The sequence below is a fragment of the Streptomyces sp. NPDC005195 genome (assembly GCF_040608315.1).
Lineage (GTDB): Bacteria > Actinomycetota > Actinomycetes > Streptomycetales > Streptomycetaceae > Streptomyces > Streptomyces kaempferi.
Genome location: NZ_JBEXHZ010000007.1, coordinates 53,786 through 72,311, shown reverse-complemented (window position 1 = coordinate 72,311; position 18,526 = coordinate 53,786). Strand labels below are relative to the sequence as shown.

Here is an 18,526-nt window from a genome sequence, read left to right as displayed (position 1 = left end):
TTTTACTACCGAAAGTCGGATACGGAGCCCACGGCATCGCGCGTACCCACGGGCCCGGGGCCGGACCCGGCCGGGCTCGCCACCGTTCCGGCGAGCAGATCCCCCGCCGCCTCCCGCTCCGCCATCTCCCTCAGCGGACCCTCCACCACCGACAACGCGGCGTACGCACCCCGCTGCGCCACCCGGCCGCGTGTCAGCACGATCACCTCGTCCACCGCTTCCAGCCCGGCCAGACGGTGGGTGATCAGCAACGTAGTACGGCCCTCGGTCGCGGCCAGCAGGTCCGCGGTGAGCGCGTCGGCGGTCGGCAGATCGAGATGTTCCGCCGGCTCGTCCAGGACGAGGACGGGGAAGTCGGCGAGCAGCGCCCGTGCGAGTGCCAGCCGCTGGCGCTGACCGCCGGACAGCCGCGCCCCGTGCTCGCCGATCAGTGTGTCGAGTCCCTCGGGCAGCTCGTCCGTCCACTCCAGGAGCCGGGCTCGGGCGAGCGCGTCGCGCAGCTCGGTCTCCGTGGCGTCCTTCCTGGCCAGCAGCAGGTTCTCCCGCACACTGCTGTCGAAGAGATGCGCGTCCTGGGCGCAGAGCCCGACCAGACGGCGTACGTCGTCCCCGTCCATGCCGTACGCGTCGGCGCCGGCCAGCGTGTACGTCCCCGCGTCCGCGTCCAGGAAACGCAGCAGTACCTGTGCCAGCGTGGTCTTGCCGGAGCCGGAGGAGCCCACGACGGCGATCCTGCGGCCCTGGTCGAGGGTCAGGTCGAGGCCGGTGAGCGCGTCCCGGTCCTGTCCGGGGTGACGGGCCGTGAGTCCGCGCACCCGCAGGGGGAAGGGCGAAACGGGCACAGGGAGCGGCCGCTCCGGTTCGCGTACGGGGTCGGGGGCGTCCAGGATCTCGTACACGCGTCCCGCGCTCTCCCTCGCCCGCTGCCGGTGCTGGACGGCGAGCGGCAGCCCCAGAACGGCCTCGAACGCGGCCAGCGGGGTGAGGACGACCACGGCCATGGCCACGCCGCTCAGTCGCCCGCTCGCGACCGCCTGGGCCCCCACGAAAGCCGTCGTGGCGACGGTCAGGCCGGTCGCCAGTACGGTGAGTCCGTCGCCGAGCGCGGTCGCGGCGGCGGACCGGGAGGCGATGCGGGTCAGCACGGTGTCGGCCCGCCGGGCCTCGGCGGTGCGGGCTGCCAGCGCTCCCGCGACTGTCAACTCGGCCGTGCCGGTGAGCAGATCGGTGACGCGGGTCGCCAGGACGCCGCGGGCGGGGGCCAGCCGCCGCTGCGCGCGGCGCGCGACGGCTCCGGTCACGAGCGGCACGCCGACCCCGGCCGCCAGCAGCCCGGCCGCGAGGGCGGCTCCGGCCTCGGGCAGCAGCCAGGCGGTGAAGGCGACGGAAGCGCTGGACACCAGGACCGCCGCTCCGGCGGGCAGCAGCCACCGCAGCCAGTAGTCCTGCAGCGCGTCCACGTCGGCGACGAGCCGCGAGAGCAGATCCCCCCGCCGGGTGGTGCGCAGTCCTGCCGGCGCGAGACGCTCCAGGCGCCGGTAGACGGCGACGCGGGTGTCAGCCAGCATCCGCAGCACCGCGTCGTGCGACACGAGCCGCTCGGCGTAGCGGAAAACGGCACGGCCGATCCCGAACGCCCGCGTGGCCGTCACCGCCAGCATCAGATACATGACCGGCGGCTGCTGGGACGCCCGCGAGATGAGCCATCCCGAGGTGGCCATCAGGCCGACGGCGCTGGCGAGCGCGAGGCTGCCGAGGAGGAGCGCCAGCGCGAAGCGGCCGCTACGGGGACCGGCCATGGCACGGATCCGGGCGAGGACGTCGCCGCGTCCCCTGGATATCCCGAGGGATTCTTCCGGGGCGACAGCGGACACCCCATCCGGCTCGGCCGGCCGGGGCCGAGCCGGGGTGTCGGCGTGTGCGGGACCAGCCGCCGTGACCGGTGCCCCGGGCTCAAGGCGCACCACCCGGTCCGCCACTCCCAGCAGCGCGGGCCGGTGCACGATCAGCAGGACCGTCCGCCCGACGGCAAGCCTGCGCACCGCCGCCACGACCTCCGCCTCCGTCGTGCCGTCGAGCGAGGCCGTCGGCTCGTCGAGAAGCAGCACCGGCCGGTCCGCGAGGAACGCCCGGGCCAGGGCGAGGCGTTGGCGCTGCCCGGCGGAGAGGCCCCTGCCGTCCTCCCCGAGCGTCGTGCGGGCTCCGTCGGGCAGCGCGTCCACGAACTCCAGCGCCCCCGCGTCGGCCAGCGCCCGCCGTACAGCCGCGTCGTCGGCGCCGGGGCGTGCCAGCCGCACGTTCTCCGCGATCGAACCGGCGAAGAGGTGCGGCCGCTGCGGTACCCAGGCCACCCGTGAGCGCCACTCCGCCACATCGCATCCCGCGAGATCGGCTCCCCCGACCCGTACCCGGCCCACGGTGGGTTCCACGAACCCCAGCAGGACGTCCAGCAGGGTCGACTTGCCCACGCCGCTCGGTCCGACGAGTGCCACCGTCTCGCCCTGCGCGACCACGAAGGAGACATCGGAGACCGCGTCCCCGGAGCGCCCGGGATAGCGGACCGTCACCCCGTCGAAGGTGATCCCGCCTTCCGGCACGGGAAGCGAGCCGCCGGCCGGCAACGGGGTCTCCAGCACCGAGAAGATCTCCTCGGCCGCGGCGAGCCCCTCGGCGGCGGCGTGGTACTGCGCCCCTACCTGGCGCAGCGGCAGATAGGCCTCGGGCGCGAGGACGAGGATGACGATCCCCACGTACAGATCCATGTCGCCGTGGACGAGCCGCATCCCGATGGTCACGGCGACCAGCGCGACCGAGATCGTGGCGAGCAGTTCCAGCGCGAAGGAGGACAGGAAGGCGATCTGCAGGGTCCGCATGGTCGCCTGGCGGTACTCGCCGGTGATCCGGCGGATCGACTCGGCCTGGGCCTTGGCCCTGCCGAAGACCTTGAGGGTGGGCAGTCCGGCGACCACGTCCAGGAAATGCCCCGAAAGCCGTGACAGCATCCGCCACTGACGGTCCATTCGCGACCTGGTGGCCCATCCGATCAGGACCATGAAGAGAGGGATGAGCGGAAGGGTGACGACGATGATCGCCGCCGATACCCAGTCCTCGGTGACGATCCGCGCGAGCACCGCCACGGGCACCACGACCGCGAGGCCCAGCTGCGGGAGGTAGCGCGAGAAGTAGTCGTCGAGCGCGTCCACTCCCCGCGTGGCGAGGGAGACCAGCGACCCGGTGCGCTGTCCGCCCAGCCATCCGGGACCGAGCGCGGCGGTCCGCTCCAGCAACCGTCCCCGCAGTTCCGACTTGACCTCGGCGCTTGCCCGGTGCGCGGCGAGTTCGGTGAGCCATGCGACGAGTGCCCGCCCCAGGGCGACCGCGACCAGCAGGAGCAGCGGGGTGCGGAGCTCCGAAGCCGTGTGACCGTGCTGGAAAGCACCGACCACGACTTCGGCGATGAGCATCGCCTGGCCAACGACCAGCGCCGCTCCGACCGCGCCCAGCCCCACGACCGTCAACAGGAAGACGCGGGTGGCGCGGGCGTACCGCAGCAGACGCGGATCGATTGGTTTCACGTGAAACACACCCTTGGCTCATCCGGCATGTTTCACGTGAAACATGCCCTTACGTCGGATTCAGTGCGTGATATCCGCAGCGATGTGATGTGTACCGATCCGCTTGCGGAACACCCAGTAGGTCCAGCCCTGATAGAGCAGGACGACCGGCGTGGCGATCCCGGCACACCAGGTCATGATCTTCAAGGTGTACGGGCTCGACGAGGCGTTCGTGACCGTCAGGCTCCAGTCCTCATTGAGCGAGGACGGCATGACGTTCGGGAAGAGCGTCAGGAAGAGCATCGCGACGGCGGCCACGATGGTGAGCCCCGACAGGGCGAACGCCCAGCCCTCACGCCCCGCGCGCGCCGCCACCAGGGCGCCGACCAGAGCGACCACGGCCACGATCATCGCGGCCAGGGACTTGCCGTCACCGTTGTCCGCCTGGGTCCAGCCCAGGAAGGCGAGCGCCAGCACCGCGGTGACCGGGCCGACCTGGAGGGAGAGCCCTCGCGCCCGCTCCCGGATGTCCCCCACGGTCTTGAGCCCGACGAAGACGGTCCCGTGGAAGGTGAACAGCGACAGGGTGACGAGACCACCGAGGATCGCGTACGGGTTGAACAGGTCACCGAGAGTGCCCACGTACTCGAAGCTCCTGTCGATCTTCACTCCATGGACGATGTTGCCGAAGGCCACGCCCCAGACGAACGCGGGGATCAGCGAGGTCCAGAAGATCGCCGTCTCCCAGTTGCGCTGCCAGTTCTCCTCGGGCCGCTTCGCGCGGTACTCGAAGGCGACACCGCGCACGATCAGACAGACCAGGATGAGCAGCAGCGGCAGATAGAAGCCGGAGAAGAGCGTGGCGTACCACTCGGGGAAGGCGGCGAAGGTCGCGCCGCCCGCGGAGAGCAGCCACACCTCGTTGCCGTCCCAGACGGGGCCGATGGTGTTGATGAGGACGCGCTTCTCGGTGCGGTCGCGGGCCAGCAGTCCGGTGAGGACGCCGACCCCGAAGTCGAAGCCCTCCAGGAAGAAGTAGCCGGTCCACAGGACCGCGATGAGGACGAACCAGACGTCGTGAAGTTCCATGACTCAGCAGCTCCCTGGGCCTAGTAGGAGAAGGCCATCGGCTTGTCGGCGTCATGGGAGTCGCCGCCGATCCTGGTGGGCGGGTTGAGGTCGGCCTCGGTGAGTTCGGGCGGCCCCTGCCTGACGTACTTGAGCATCAGCTTCACCTCGATGACGGCGAGGACCGCGTAGATGAGGGCGAACACGATCAGCGAGGTCAGCACCTCACCCTGGGAGACTCCCGGCGAGACCGCGTCCCTGGTCCGCAGGAGGCCGTAGACGACCCACGGCTGACGCCCCGTCTCGGTGAAGATCCAGCCCCAGGAGATACCGATGAGCGGGAAGATCAGCGTCCACTGGGACAGCCGCCACCACCAGACGCCCAGCCTCGGAGTCAGCTCCGTGCTCTTCGTGAGCATGAGCTTCGGCACCTCCTCGTCCCCGGTGCGGTGCTCCGGCACCAGCCAGAGCTTCCGCCTGGTCAGCCAGAGGCCGGCCGTGCACAGGGCCATCGAGACCCCGCCGAAGCCGATCATCCAGCGGTACGCCCAGTAGGCGGTGGGGATGTTGGGGCGGTAGTCACCGGGTCCGAACTTCTCCTGCTCGGCCTTGTTGATGTCGTTGATGCCGGGGATCTTGGCGTTGAGGTCGTTCTTCGCGAGGAAGGAAAGGACCCCGGGTATCTCGATGGCGACCGTGTTGTGCCCCTTGGCGACGTCGCCGTACGCGAAGAGCGAGAAGGGCGCGGGCTGCTGCGAGTCCCAGAGTGCCTCGGCGGCCGACATCTTCATCGGCTGCTGCTCGTACATCACCTTGCCGAGGGTGTCGGCGCTGACGACGGTGAGGAGCGTGCCGACGAGAGCGGTGACCAGACCGAGCCGCAGCGACATCCGCATGATGCGGATGTGCCGCTTCTTGCGGAGGTGGAAGACCGCGATACCGGTCATGAAGACGCCGCCGACCAGGATGGAGGCGCTGATCACGTGCCAGAAGTTGACGAGTGCCGTCTCCTGGAAGAGCACCTTGGGGAAGTCCGTGAGCTCGGCCCGCATCGAACCGTCCGCCTTCTTCACGAGCCGGTAGCCGACCGGATGCTGCATGAAGGAGTTGGCGGCCATGATGAAGTACGCCGACAGGACGGTGCCTATGGAGACCACCCAGATACAGGCGAGGTGGATCCTCTTCGGCAGCTTGTCCCAGCCGAAGATCCACAGCCCGATGAAGGTGGACTCGAAGAAGAAGGCGATCAGGGCCTCGAAGGCGAGCGGGGCACCGAAGACGTCACCGACGAAGCGCGAGTAGTCCGACCAGTTCATCCCGAACTGGAACTCCTGCACGATGCCGGTGACGACACCCATGGCGATATTGATCAGAAACAGCTTTCCCCAGAACTTGGTCGCCCTGAGATAGTGCTCCTTGCCCGTCCGCACCCAGGCGGTCTCCAGGATCGCCGTGAGAGCGGCGAGCGAGATCGTCAGAGGGACGAAGAGGAAGTGGTAGACGGTGGTGATGCCGAACTGCCATCGCGCCAGAGTCTCCGGCGCCAAAGCCAACTCCACGTCGTCAGTCTCCTAACGCCGCATGCTACAGCGGCAGTCTGCCCCTTTTGTCGCACGCATCACGGGGCAACCGGGACACGCTTGTGAACGCGTTCACATTCACAAGCAAGTATGACGCATGGCTGTTCGAGACAGGACAGGTGGGGGGTCCCTAAACGAGGACCGACCGGCTCCCTCGGTGCGGGAGCCGGTCGGAACCTTGATCGGAACGGGCTAGAGCTCCTTGTGGAAGCCCTCGGTCACCTTCAGGAAGATGTCGTTCGCCTCGGTCTCGCCGATCGTCACGCGCACCCCTTCGCCGGCGAAGGGCCGCACGACGACTCCGGCCTGCTCACAGACGGCCGCGAAGTCGAGCGTGCGCTCCCCCAGCCGGAGCCAGACGAAGTTGGCCTGGGTCTCGGGCACCGTCCAGCCCTGGTCCCGGAGCGCCTCGACCACCCGGACCCGCTCGCACACCAGCGAGCCGACCCGGCCGAGCAGCTCGTCCTCGGCGCGCAGCGAGGCGACCGCCGCGTCCTGGGCGAGCTGACTCACACCGAAGGGCACCGCCGTCTTGCGCAGCGCCGCCGCCACCGGCTCATGGGCGATCGCGAAGCCGACCCGGAGGCCCGCAAGCCCGTACGCCTTGGAGAAAGTACGCAGCACGCAGACATTCGGCCGGTCACGGTAGACCGCCACACCGTCCGGCACCTCGACGTCACGGATGAACTCGCGGTAGGCCTCGTCCAGGACCACCAGCACGTCACTGGGCACCCGGTCGAGGAACCGCTCCAGTTCGGCCCGGCGCACCACGGTGCCGGTCGGGTTGTTCGGGTTGCAGACGAAGATCAGCCGGGTCCTGTCGGTGATCGCGTCGGCCATGGCGTCCAGGTCGTGGACCTCGTCCGGCGTCAGCGGCACACGCACCGAGGTGGCTCCGCTGACCTGCGTGATGATCGGATACGCCTCGAAGGACCGCCAGGCGTAGATGACCTCGTCGCCGGGACCACAGGTCGCCTGCAGCAACTGCTGGGCGACCCCGACCGAGCCGGTGCCGGTGGCCAGGTGCGCGAGCGGGACCGCGAAGCGTTCCGACAGCTCGTTCATCAGGCCCGTGCACGCCATGTCGGGGTAGCGGTTGAACGAGGCCGCCGCCGCGGTCACGCTCTCGATGACGCCGGGGAGTGGCGGGTAGGGATTCTCGTTCGAGGACAGCTTGTACGCCACCGCACCGGCCGCGGCGGGCTTGCCGGGCTTGTAGGTGGGGATACCCTCCAGCTCGGCACGCAGCTTGGGGCTCGTCTCGCTCACCGCAGTCCTCCTCGCGACCACCGCTGGTTCATGACCACCACCGGCTACCAATACTTCTCACCTTATGAGGATTCGGCGCCACTGCGAATGGGCTGTGGACAACCTCGTACGCCCCACACGGTCCAGGTCCGCGCACGTACACCCCGGCGATCATCCTCGTACGCCCCGATGACCACTCCGAGATGCCCCGATGTGATCACCCCGTGGTGTGCGACGAGCGTCACACACACCCGGCGGTCATCTTCGTACGAAGGCGTACGAATTGGGGGGCGCTCTCTTCAGAACCGCGTGCGCTGGTGGCTCACGCCGTGGCGCGCATCACCCATGAAGGTGAGTTGAGACCTCTTCGAAACATGGCCCACTTGGCAGGCCCATGCGCGCCGACAAGTCACGTACCGCCATTGTATCGTTCAACTTCCTTTGTTTCTTAGGCACTTGGGCTGTTTTGATCATGCAGAAACGTGCCTGTCAACGCGTGCATATGCGTCCGCACTACCCCACCGCATGAGCCCTACTATCGGCTCGCCATGACAGCAGCAGGGAAGCACCAGGTGAGCCGGGCGGAGACCACCCGCCGAGGCGGTCGACCGGGCCGAGCGGGTATCAGAGACGTGGCCGCGGCCGCAGGGGTCTCGATCACGACCGTGTCCGATGCCCTCAACGGCAAGGGCCGGCTCCCGGACGCCACCCGACGCCACGTCCGCGAGGTCGCCGACCGACTGGGATATCGCCCATCGGCCGCGGCCCGAACCCTCCGTACCGGAAAGTCGGGCCTCATCGGCCTGACGGTGACGACATACGGGGACGAACCTTTCACCTTCACGGAGTTCGCCTACTTCGCGGAGATGGCCAGAGCCGCCACCTCGGCCGCGCTCGCCCGGGGCTACGCCCTGGTCATCCTCCCGGCGACCTCGCGCCACGACGTGTGGTCGAACGTCGCCCTGGACGGAACCGTCGTCATCGACCCCTCCGACCAGGACCCGGTCGTCAGTGAGCTCGTCCGCCAGGGCTTACCGGTCGTCTCCGACGGCCGCCCGGCGGGCACACTCCCGGTCACCGCCTGGGTGGACAACGACCACGAGGCCGCGGTCCTCGGCATCCTCGACCACCTCGCGGACGCCGGCGCCCGCCGGATCGGCCTCCTGACCGGCACCTCCACGGACACCTACACCCACCTCTCCACCACCGCCTATCTGCGCTGGTGCGAGCGGGTCGGACAGGATCCCGTGTACGAGGCCTACCCCGCCCATGACCCGTGTGCGGGGGCCGTCGCGGCGGACCGCCTACTGGCCCGTCCCGACCGGCCCGACGCCGTCTACGGCCTCTTCGACCCGAACGGCACCGACCTGCTGGCCGCGGCCCGGCGCTACGGCCTGCGGGTACCGGAGGACCTGCTGCTGGTCTGCTGCAGCGAGTCCACCGTCTACGCCAGCACCGAACCGCCCATCACCACGCTCTCGCTCAAACCGCGCCGGATCGGCACCGCCGTGGTCCAGCTCCTCATCGACGCCATCGAAGGGGTCGACTCGGACCAGCCGGTCGAGCAGGTGATACCGACGGAGCTGATCGTGCGGACGTCCTCCGAGCGGCGGTCGCCCCGCACGACGGTCAGCCCACCCCGGTCGCCCGAACAGGGGTGAGCCCGGCGCCGGCGCGAGAAGTCGAGTGCGGCGTCGGCACGCGGGGGGTAACCCGGCGTTCGCCGGTGTTGACGCCCGGTGGGCGCGCCACGGCGCGTCCACCTGCGAAAGCCCTGCCCAATTCGGGCGAAAACCGTGGCGAACAGGGCTCCTGCTCCGATTCACCACCCCTGGGTCATCACATGGCGGGATCCGCATTCCTATGATGGGCCCACGACACCGCGGGCCGCTGCGACCAGGCAGTCCGATCCGGTGCAGATGCGGCGCGATGGTGGTGGAGGGGTCGATGACTCAGGGGGCCGGTCAGGGACCCGAGGTGCTGCGGACGGAGACGTTGCGCGACTTCCGGGTGCCCGCGTACGTCCACGAGACCGGTCCGTACGTGCCGAGCACGCCTCCGGGCGAGCCTCTCGGCGCGGTCGACGGACTCGCCGAGGAACCCGACGGCTATACGCCGACACAGCGCGACCTGCCCATCATCAACCGGGGTGACACGGTTCAGGTCGCCGTCGGCCCCGAGGCCGGGTCGGCTCCGCAGCCGGCCGAGGGCCCGGGGCCGCTGTACGTCGTCGGCGACGTACACGGCTATCTCGACCAGCTGATCGCCGCGCTCCAGGAGCAGGGCCTCGTCGACGAGGCGGGCAACTGGTCGGCCGGGACCGCCCGCCTGTGGTTCCTCGGCGACTTCACCGACCGCGGCCCGGACGGCATCGGTGTGATCGACCTCGTGATGCGGCTGTCCGCCGAGGCAGCGGCGGTCGGCGGCTACTGCAAGGCGCTGATGGGCAACCACGAGCTGCTGCTGCTCGGCGCCAAGCGGTTCGGCGACACGCCGGTGAACTCCGGCGCGGGGACGGCCACCTTCCAGGCCGCCTGGCTGCTCAACGGCGGCCAGAAGACCGATATGGACCGGCTCCAGGACCATCACCTGCAGTGGATGGCCCGCCTCGACGCCATGGAGGAGGTCGACGGCCACCTCCTGATGCACTCCGACACCACCGCCTATCTCGACTACGGCGACTCCATCGAAGCGGTCAACGACACCATCCGCGAAACCCTCACCCGCAACGACGCCGACGAGTGCTGGGACCTCTTCCGGAAGCTGACCAGGCGCTTCGCCTTCCGTGACGACGGCGGCGCGGAAGCCGTGCTCTCCCTGCTGGACACCTACGGCGGCACCCGGATCGTCCATGGGCACAGCCCCATTCCGTATCTGCTGGGCGAGGTCGGCTCGGAGGAGGGCGAGGACAGCCCGAGCCCCGTGGTCGAAGAACCCCATCTTTACGCCGACGGACTGGCCCTCGCGATGGACGGCGGGGTGACCATGGCCGGAAAGCTGCTGGTCCAGCAACTGCCCCTGGGTGGCTGAGCGCTCACCGGGCAGGCGTCCGCCACAAAGGACCACGCCGGCCAGGGGGCAATTTCTTGAAACCCCCTGTCACGGCGTGCCGTCACCGCTCTACCATCGGCTTATCCGTAGCAGGCTCCCCTCCGTTTCTGCCCAACGGCTCGTCAGCGTGCGAGCCATCAGCCCTACGGAGCATCGGGGGATGCAGATGAACAGCGTTCCGCAGCACCTGCTCAGTGAGGACCGCCAGGAATACGAGCGGATCCTCGATGAGGCGCTGCGCTCCGCCCCGTACCGCCCGGAACTCGCCGCTGTCGGCCAGCGGCTCAACCCCGAGCAACTGCGCACCATGGCGCTCAACGCCACCGCGCTCATCACGGCGGCCGCGACGACCGAGTACGCGCACTACGTGAAGGTCCGCGAGGAACTGCGCCATCCGGCGCCGTCCACCCCAGCCGTCAGCGAGGAGATCGGCTCCGCGGAGCCGGGCGCCGCCGCGGTGGGGCTCGCCACCACCATGGGAGAGGTCACCGAGACCGCCGGAGCCGGAGCCATCGCCGTCATCGCGGTGCTCGCTCCCGTTCTCGCCGGAACAGCCGCGGTGATCTTCCTGCTCGTCGGCTACCTGCTGAAGGTACTCGATCCCGAACAGACGTTCGCCCAGACTCTGCTGACCACCGGCTGGGTCTTCGGCGCGGTCACGGCGGCCGCGATATTGGTCGCCGCGGTCGGGCTGCTGCTGACCGCACTGCGCAACGGCTCGTCCTCACTCCAGGCAGGAGCGCGCGGCGAGCTCGACGAGGAGCTGGACCGGGCCAGGGAAGCCTGGCGAGAGGCCCTGCTGGAGCGCGGCATCATGCCGTTCCTCCGGCACGCACTCGCCGATCCCGGCTCGGCGGCACTGGACCGTCCGTCACCGACACCCACCACCGGCCGCATGCCGCATCTCGGTTACAACCGGCCGGGGTTCAGCAGCCCCGACGGTGGGCCCGCGGCGGGCCCCCGGCCGAGCTTCTCCAGCCCGGACTTCACGAGCCCCGACTTCGGGGGGCCCGAGCACCAGCCCGAGTAACCCGGCGGGGCGACGGGGTAGCAGGAGGAGCCGGGCCCGCGCTGCCGAAGCGCGAGCCCCGATCGGTGTCCGGCATGCCCGCGTGCGGGCATGCCGGCGCGGGCGGCGGGATCAGAGGATGCCCTGCCGCCGGGCCGCCGTGATCCAGGAGGGAAACTCGGAGAGCAGCCGGTCGTACAGCTCCGGGTCCGGAAGGCCGCCGATGTCGTCCACGGCGAAGAAACCGACATTGTCGACGCGTCGGCCCGGCAGGGTGTCGAACCGCTCCAGCACGCCGTAATGGGACCGGCCCAGGCCCACGAACTGCCAGAAGATCGGCTCGTCCACCGCTTCCCGCAGTTCCCGCTCGATCTCGTTGTCGCGATAGACACCACCGTCGGAGAAGAACAGCACCAGGGTGGGATCGGCGGCCGGATGCTCCCTGACATACGTACGCACTTCGGCGATCGCCTTCTGCTCCTCGTTCTGGATGCCGACCGTCCGCATGTCCACCTGCCCGGCCAGCAGCCCTTTCCGCGGCTTCTTGCTCCGCCGGAAAAGGCTCAGCTCACCGACTCGGACGTGGAGCCTGAGCCACTCGGGCAACTCGCCGAGGGCCAGGTCCGGCAGCCGGGCCGCATGGGAGGCGAACGTCCACGCCTGCATCACGCCGTCGTCGTCCAACTGCGCGGCCACGGCGGCCATCCGCTCCACCACGTCGGCCACGACGCCCTTCGCGTAGAGGAAGGACATGGACCCGGAGGCGTCCAGGATCAGCACCACACGCGCCGTGACACCCTCCGCTCCGTGCTTCCGCAGGCTGACCGCCACCTGCTCCTTGCGCAGCGAGAGCCGCTTGCGCATGTCCACGGGCAGCCGCTCCTCGCCCTTGCTCACATGCGACGCGGGGGCCGGGCGCGCCTGTGGTGCCGGGGATGCCGGAGGCGCTGGGGAAGTCCAGGGTGCCGGGGGAGCCTGAGGGGCCGGAGGGGCGGGCACGGCGCCGGGCAGGACCAGGGGCGGCGGCACCGGCGCGGAGGCGGGGAGGCCGGGCTCCTCGTCCACGCTGATGCCGAAGTCGGTGGCGAGTCCCGCGAGTCCGGACGCGTACCCCTGTCCGATCGCCCGGAACTTCCACTGTCCGCCGCGCCGGTACAACTCGCCGCCGATGAACGCCGTCTCCGTCGTGGCCTCCATCTCGAAGCGCGCGAACTCCCGCTGCGTCCCGGCGTCGAGCAGCCGCAGTGTCAGCCCGGACAGCTGACCGAAGGTGCCGCCGTCGGCCGAGGCGCCCAGCACGACCCGCTCGATCTCCGGTTCCAGGGAGCGCAGGTCCACTTCGACCGTGTCCGTCGTGACACCGGCGTCCTGGCGTTTTCCCAGGTGACGTACGGCACCGGAGACGTGCCGCGGCTGGTTGTAGAAGACGAAGTCCCCGTCGTCCCGCACCCGGCCGTCCGCACCGAGCAGCAGGGCCGAGGCGTCCGCGTCCGGCGCGCCGGGTCCTCCCGTCCAGCCGAGCACGGCCCGTACGGCCCCGACGGCCACCGGAAGGTTGGCGCCCTTGCTCATGGATGTCGATGTCATGGGCTCAGTCTGCCGACGGAACCCGGCCGTCCGCAGGGGAGAACTCCCGTGACATGCCGGCCCGACACTTGGTGCCGTGTCCTCCGGGGTCTTCAGGGTCTTCGGGGACGTGGTGCTCAGGGTGCTCCAGACCCTGAGCACCACGTTCCCGGAGCGTCGGTGCGTCAGTCCGCCAGCGGCAGATACACCCGGTTCCCGCTCGCCGCGAACTCCTTCGACTTCTGGAGCATCCCCTCGGCGATCTCCTCGGGCGAAGCGCCCTCGGCCGCGGAGCCACCGAACTGCTCCGCAATGCTCTGGCTGATCTTCATACTGCAGAACTTCGGGCCGCACATGGAGCAGAAATGCGCTGTCTTGGCGGGCTCGGCCGGCAGTGTCTCGTCGTGGAACTCGCGAGCCGTGTCGGGGTCGAGGGCCAGGTTGAACTGGTCCTCCCAGCGGAATTCGAAGCGGGCGTCGGACAGCGCGTCGTCCCATTCCTGCGCGCCTGGGTGCCCCTTGGCCAGGTCGGCCGCGTGGGCGGCGATCTTGTAGGTGATGACGCCGGTCTTGACGTCGTCACGGTTGGGCAGGCCCAGGTGCTCCTTGGGCGTGACGTAGCAGAGCATCGCCGTGCCCCACCAGGCGATCATCGCGGCACCGATGCCGGAGGTGATGTGGTCGTACGCCGGCGCGACGTCCGTCGTCAGCGGGCCGAGCGTATAGAACGGAGCTTCATCGCAGATCTCCTGCTGAAGGTCGATGTTCTCCTTGATCTTGTGCATCGGGACATGTCCCGGGCCCTCGATCATCGTCTGTACGTGGAAACGCTTCGCGATCGTGTTGAGTTCCCCGAGCGTCCTCAACTCGGCGAACTGAGCTGCGTCATTGGCGTCTGCGATCGAACCGGGCCGCAGCCCGTCGCCGAGCGAGTACGTGACGTCGTACGCGGCGAGGATCTCGCAGAGCTCCTCGAAGTTCTCGTAGAGGAACGACTCCCTGTGGTGTGCCAGGCACCAGGCCGCCATGATCGAACCGCCGCGCGAGACGATGCCGGTCTTGCGGTTCGCGGTGAGCGGTACGTATGACAGCCGCACGCCCGCGTGGACCGTCATGTAGTCCACGCCCTGCTCGGCCTGTTCGATGACCGTGTCCTTGTAGATCTCCCAGGTCAGCTCCTCGGCACGGCCGTCGACCTTCTCCAGCGCCTGGTAGAGGGGGACCGTGCCGATGGGAACGGGGGAGTTGCGCAGGACCCATTCCCGCGTGGTGTGGATGTTGCGGCCGGTGGACAGGTCCATGACCGTGTCGGCGCCCCAGCGGGTCGCCCAGGTCATCTTCTCGACCTCCTCCTCGATCGAGGAGGTCACCGCGGAGTTGCCGATGTTGGCGTTGACCTTCACCAGGAACCGTTTACCGATGATCATCGGCTCGGTCTCCGGGTGGTTGACGTTCGCGGGCAGCACCGCGCGGCCGGCGGCGAGCTCCTCGCGGACGACCTCGGGGTCGACGTTCTCGCGGACCGCCACGAACTCCATCTCGGGTGTGATCTCACCGCGGCGGGCGTAGCCGAGCTGGGTGACCGCCTCTCCGGGGCGGCCCCGACGCGGCTGACGCGGCCGGCCCGGGAAGACCGCGTCGAGGTTGCGGAGGCCCCCGCGCGGCGAGGTGTGCTTGATCCCGTCGTCCTCGGGGCGGACCGGTCGGCCCGCGTACTCCTCGGTGTCGCCCCTCGCGACGATCCAGTGCTCACGCAGCGGAGCGAGTCCCCTGCGTACGTCCGTGTCGACGGTCGGATCGGTGTACGGGCCGGAGGTGTCGTACAGCGTGACGGACTGCCCGTTGGTGAGGTGCACCTGACGGACCGGCACCCGCAGGTCGGGGCGCGAACCCCCAACGTATGCCTTGTGCCACCCGACGGACTGCCCGGCCTCCCGGGGCTCTTCGCCCAGTGACACGGCCGACGGCTCGTCCGTCTGGCTGGAGGCAGGCGTGCGTACGTCCTTGTTGGTCATGAGACCTACTCCCTACGCCGGCATTACCCGGTAACAGGTTCAGCGGTCGACGCAGCGGCTTCCGTCTGTCGATGTTTCATGTGAAACATCGCTGAGACGAAGGTCAGCGCCCTCTCAGCCCGGTGCTCCGAGCTCCCGCGTGTGCAAAGGTGCCTTCACGCTAGCGTCATGTCTGGCGCGGTGAACAGAGGGCCCTCGCCGTTCTTGCGATGATCGGTCGGTGACCACGATGCAGCAGCCCCCGTTCCCGCCGCCCGAGTCGCGGCGCGGCTCCGGTCCCGGCGAGGGCCCTGTCCATGGCCATGGGATGGGCCCTGGACAGGTTTCCGTAAACGGCCATGGGCACGGGCCGAGTGGTGGCGACGGGCGAGACGGCGGGCACGGAACGTGGGGCGGCGGGCACGAACCGGGCCGCGGCGGGCACGAACCGAGTGGCGGCAACGGATCGGGGGAGGGGCACGCGCCTGGGCCGGACGCCCTTCCCGGGCCGGGGCACTCGCACAGCCACAGTCATGGCCCCGCCGCGCCCGTCTCCAAGCATCTGCGCAAGGTCATCGCGGCCGTGCTGATTCCCTTCGCCGCGGCGGTCGTTGCGGGTCTCGTGGTGCTCTGGCCCGGCGGCGCCCCGTCGCACGAACGCACCGGTGTCGGCTTCGACCGGCAGAGCCAGCAGGCCTCGGTCACCCAGGTCGTCCAGGTGGACTGCAAGTCGGTGAACGCCTCGGGGGACGCCCCGACCGGCGACACCCCCACCGCGGAGGGGTCCTCCGCCCAGCGGCAGGCGACGGGCGCGTGCAAGAAGGCGACGATCCGGGTGGACACCGGCAAGGACAAGGACCGTACGTTCACGGAGATCGTCCAGCCCGACCAGTCACGGCAGTTGCACCAGGGCGAGAAGGTCGTGGTCGCGTACGAGCCCTCGGCGCCCAAGGATCTGCAGTACTCGGTCACCGACGTGAACCGGAAGTTCCCGATGGCGCTCCTCGCCGGGATCTTCGCACTGGCCGTCGTGGTGGTCGGCCGGATGCGTGGTCTCATGGCGCTGATCGCGTTGGCCGTCAGCTTCCTCATCCTGACGTTCTTCATCCTGCCCGCCATCCTGGAGGGGGCGAATCCACTGGTCGTGGCGGTGGTCGGGGCGAGCGCCATCATGCTGATCGCGCTCTACATGTGCCACGGCCTGTCGGCCCGTACCTCGGTGGCCGTACTCGGCACACTGCTCTCGCTGGTCCTGATCGGTGTGCTCGGCTCGGTGTTCATCGGCTGGGCGGCCCTGACCGGCAACACCGACGACAACACCGGTCTGATCCACGGCCTGTACCCCTCCATCGACATGAGTGGTCTGCTGCTCGCGGGCGTGATCATCGGTTCGCTCGGTGTGCTCGACGATGTGACGGTGACGCAGACCTCGGCGGTCTGGGAGCTGCACGAGGCCAATCCCACCATGGGCTGGCGGGGCCTGTACCGCGCGGGCATCCGGATCGGCCGCGACCACATCGCGTCGGTCGTCAACACCCTCGTCCTGGCGTACGCGGGAGCCGCGCTGCCGCTGCTGTTGCTCTTCTCGATCGCGCAGAGCAGCGTCGGCGCGGTCGCCAACAGTGAGCTGGTCGCCGAGGAGATCGTGCGCACCCTGGTCGGCTCGATCGGCCTGGTCGCCTCGGTGCCGGTCACCACCGCGCTGGCGGCCCTGGTGGTCTCCGCCGACCGTACCGGGACTCCGGGCGCCCCCACGGCGGCCACAGGGCCCGTGGCGCCCGTACAGGAGCCCGTCGGGGCCCGGGGGCCGGTCCGTGGCGGCAAAGGCCGTCGCCGCAAGCACTGAGGCCACCGCGCGCCCGCCCCGAGCGCGCAGAAGCGTTCCTCCACGAAGGGGCGGAAACGTTCAGCCCGCGCTCTGCTCCTCCGCCAGGATGCGGTCCAGCGCCTCGTCGAGATGCGTGTCGAAATCCGCGAGGGAACGCTCCTGCCCCAGCGGTACGAGCTTGTCGGTGCGGTCGAGGAAGGCCACCAGCGGTGCCGCGCCGGACCGGAACAGAGCGTGGTCGCCGCCCACCTGAAGCCGGATCAGTACCTCACCGAACGCGTCCGGATCGGCGGGCGCGATGTGCACATCGCCGTCGCCGCACGGCCTGCCCACGCCGTCGATCAGCAGCTCCCGCCCGAAGGCCCAGGTCACGGGCGCGTCTCCGGGCAAGTGGAAGGTCAGCCGCACGGCGTACGGATCACAGGTCTCGTAGCGCAGCTCCACCGGGATGCGGAAGGACAGCTCCTCCGACACGAGGAAGCTCATCATGACCTCTGCCTGTACCGACTCGCGCATCGCCTACCCCGTCGTTTGCCGTCGACTGGCCAGGAATCGTCCCCCTGACACTGCTGGAATCTTGCTCAACGTACACAAGAGATCACAAGGAGTGAGTTTTCAGATGCTGATAGAGATCGCGAGTGTCCCCAGTAGTCTGCCGATCTCACCTTGCAATTGTCGTGCCGCTGCTAGCAGTCGGTCGGCCTGGTGGACAGGGAGAGAAATGGCCATTGTCGCGGCGGTCGCCCCCGCGGTGATGGGCAGTGCGGCACACACCGTTCCCAGCGCGTACTCCTGCCGCTCGGTGACGGGTTCCATCCGTCCCGTCCGCTCCAGACGCCGCAGCAGGCCGGCGTTGTCGCGCACCGTGTACGGAGTGAGCGACCGCACGGGATAGCGGTCGAGGTGATCCCGGCGGGCCCTCTCGTCGAGCTGCGACAGCAGACATTTGCCGATCGCGTGGGCGTGCCCGGTCTCCCTGAAGTCGGCCCACTCCTCCACCGCCGGATTCCCGGGGGTGTCCGCGACGCACATGACCTCGATCTCACCGTCGCGGTAGACCGCGTAGTACACGGGCGCACCGATCGAGTCGCGCCACCGGGCCAACGCGTCGCTCACCGTGCTGCGACGTTTCTGCTGGGCTCCGCTGCTGCTCAGCCGCTCGGCGGCCTCACCGAGGAAGAACAGGCCCTTCTCCCGGCACAGATAGCCCTCGTGCACCAGGGTGCGCAGCAGGTGGTAGGCCGTGGGCAACGCGAGCCCCGCCTCCCGGGCAAGCTGTTTCGCGGGGGCCCCGTGCTCGCGCGCGGCGACGGCCTCCAAGAGCCGCATCGCCCGTTGCACGGAGCCGATCAGGGTGGTCGGGTGAGGCTCCGGGGGCCCGGTCCCCAGCCGGTCGGTGCGCGCGGCCGGCACGGGGGCACAGATCTCCGCGGGTGAGGAACGCGGCTGGGCCGGCGGGACGTAGGACGCAGCGGAGGCACTGGACCGCTGGAGGGGTGGAGTGAGTGATTCTGTGGGTGCGATGTCAACCGTGGCCAAGGGGCACTCCCGAAGCGCGAGGGGAACCGCCCGTGCGGGGGGACACGGGAGGGGGCTGTGCGCTGCCCGCGGGGAGTCGGCCCCGCGTC

At 69.5% G+C, this 18,526-nt stretch carries 12 protein-coding genes and 1 riboswitch; of the genes, 4 read left to right on the top strand and 8 right to left on the bottom strand.

What is annotated here, in order from left to right:
* Positions 1-5: 5 nt before the first annotated feature.
* The 4 genes from cydD to hisC form a co-directional block, all read right to left on the bottom strand.
* Entirely contained in the window at positions 6-3,575 is a 3,570-nt protein-coding gene (cydD, locus tag ABZV34_RS10860) for a thiol reductant ABC exporter subunit CydD (protein ID WP_356273419.1), read from the bottom strand.
* 60 nt (positions 3,576-3,635) lie between these two features.
* Positions 3,636-4,643, bottom strand: a complete 1,008-nt coding sequence (gene cydB / locus ABZV34_RS10855) for a cytochrome d ubiquinol oxidase subunit II (RefSeq protein WP_356273417.1) — start codon at positions 4,641-4,643, stop codon at positions 3,636-3,638.
* Positions 4,644-4,663: 20 nt separating this feature from the next.
* Positions 4,664-6,181 carry a cytochrome ubiquinol oxidase subunit I gene (locus ABZV34_RS10850; RefSeq protein ID WP_356273415.1) on the bottom strand — a complete coding sequence of 506 codons (1,518 nt, stop codon included), beginning with the start codon at positions 6,179-6,181 and terminating at the stop codon, positions 4,664-4,666.
* A gap of 213 nt (positions 6,182-6,394) precedes the next feature.
* Positions 6,395-7,471: a histidinol-phosphate transaminase gene (gene hisC / locus ABZV34_RS10845; protein ID WP_356273413.1), complete on the bottom strand. Its 1,077-nt coding sequence runs from the start codon at positions 7,469-7,471 to the stop codon at positions 6,395-6,397.
* 527 nt (positions 7,472-7,998) lie between these two features.
* On the opposite strand from hisC, the gene ABZV34_RS10840 reads away from it, so the two are divergent.
* The 3 genes from ABZV34_RS10840 to ABZV34_RS10830 all read left to right on the top strand — a co-directional run bounded on the left by ABZV34_RS10840 (position 7,999) and on the right by ABZV34_RS10830 (position 11,531).
* Positions 7,999-9,111 carry a LacI family DNA-binding transcriptional regulator gene (locus ABZV34_RS10840; RefSeq protein WP_153289668.1) on the top strand — a complete coding sequence of 371 codons (1,113 nt, stop codon included), beginning with the start codon at positions 7,999-8,001 and terminating at the stop codon, positions 9,109-9,111.
* A 286-nt stretch (positions 9,112-9,397) separates the two neighbouring features.
* The gene (locus tag ABZV34_RS10835; protein WP_356273411.1) at positions 9,398-10,480 is read left to right on the top strand and encodes a metallophosphoesterase; all 1,083 of its coding nucleotides are present in this window, start codon (positions 9,398-9,400) and stop codon (positions 10,478-10,480) included.
* A 181-nt stretch (positions 10,481-10,661) separates the two neighbouring features.
* Entirely contained in the window at positions 10,662-11,531 is an 870-nt protein-coding gene (locus tag ABZV34_RS10830; RefSeq protein ID WP_356273409.1) for a hypothetical protein, read from the top strand.
* 111 nt (positions 11,532-11,642) lie between these two features.
* Here ABZV34_RS10830 and ABZV34_RS10825 read toward each other — a convergent pair whose 3' ends face one another.
* Positions 11,643-13,097, bottom strand: a complete 1,455-nt coding sequence (locus tag ABZV34_RS10825; protein ID WP_356273407.1) for a VWA domain-containing protein — start codon at positions 13,095-13,097, stop codon at positions 11,643-11,645.
* A gap of 164 nt (positions 13,098-13,261) precedes the next feature.
* Positions 13,262-15,091, bottom strand: a complete 1,830-nt coding sequence (gene thiC, locus ABZV34_RS10820; RefSeq protein WP_356273405.1) for a phosphomethylpyrimidine synthase ThiC — start codon at positions 15,089-15,091, stop codon at positions 13,262-13,264.
* Positions 15,084-15,240, bottom strand: a riboswitch (TPP riboswitch). (Overlaps the previous gene by 8 nt.)
* A 71-nt stretch (positions 15,241-15,311) precedes the next feature.
* Between thiC and ABZV34_RS10815 the strand changes: the two genes are divergently transcribed.
* Positions 15,312-16,916 (top strand): YibE/F family protein, encoded by a 1,605-nt coding sequence (locus ABZV34_RS10815; protein ID WP_356273403.1) that lies wholly within the window; start codon positions 15,312-15,314, stop codon positions 16,914-16,916.
* A 60-nt stretch (positions 16,917-16,976) separates the two neighbouring features.
* Here ABZV34_RS10815 and ABZV34_RS10810 read toward each other — a convergent pair whose 3' ends face one another.
* Both ABZV34_RS10810 and ABZV34_RS10805 read right to left on the bottom strand, forming a co-directional pair.
* Positions 16,977-17,414 (bottom strand): SsgA family sporulation/cell division regulator, encoded by a 438-nt coding sequence (locus ABZV34_RS10810; protein ID WP_168529012.1) that lies wholly within the window; start codon positions 17,412-17,414, stop codon positions 16,977-16,979.
* Positions 17,415-17,513: 99 nt separating this feature from the next.
* Positions 17,514-18,311, bottom strand: a complete 798-nt coding sequence (locus tag ABZV34_RS10805) for an IclR family transcriptional regulator C-terminal domain-containing protein (RefSeq protein WP_356273401.1) — start codon at positions 18,309-18,311, stop codon at positions 17,514-17,516.
* Positions 18,312-18,526: the final 215 nt, after the last annotated feature.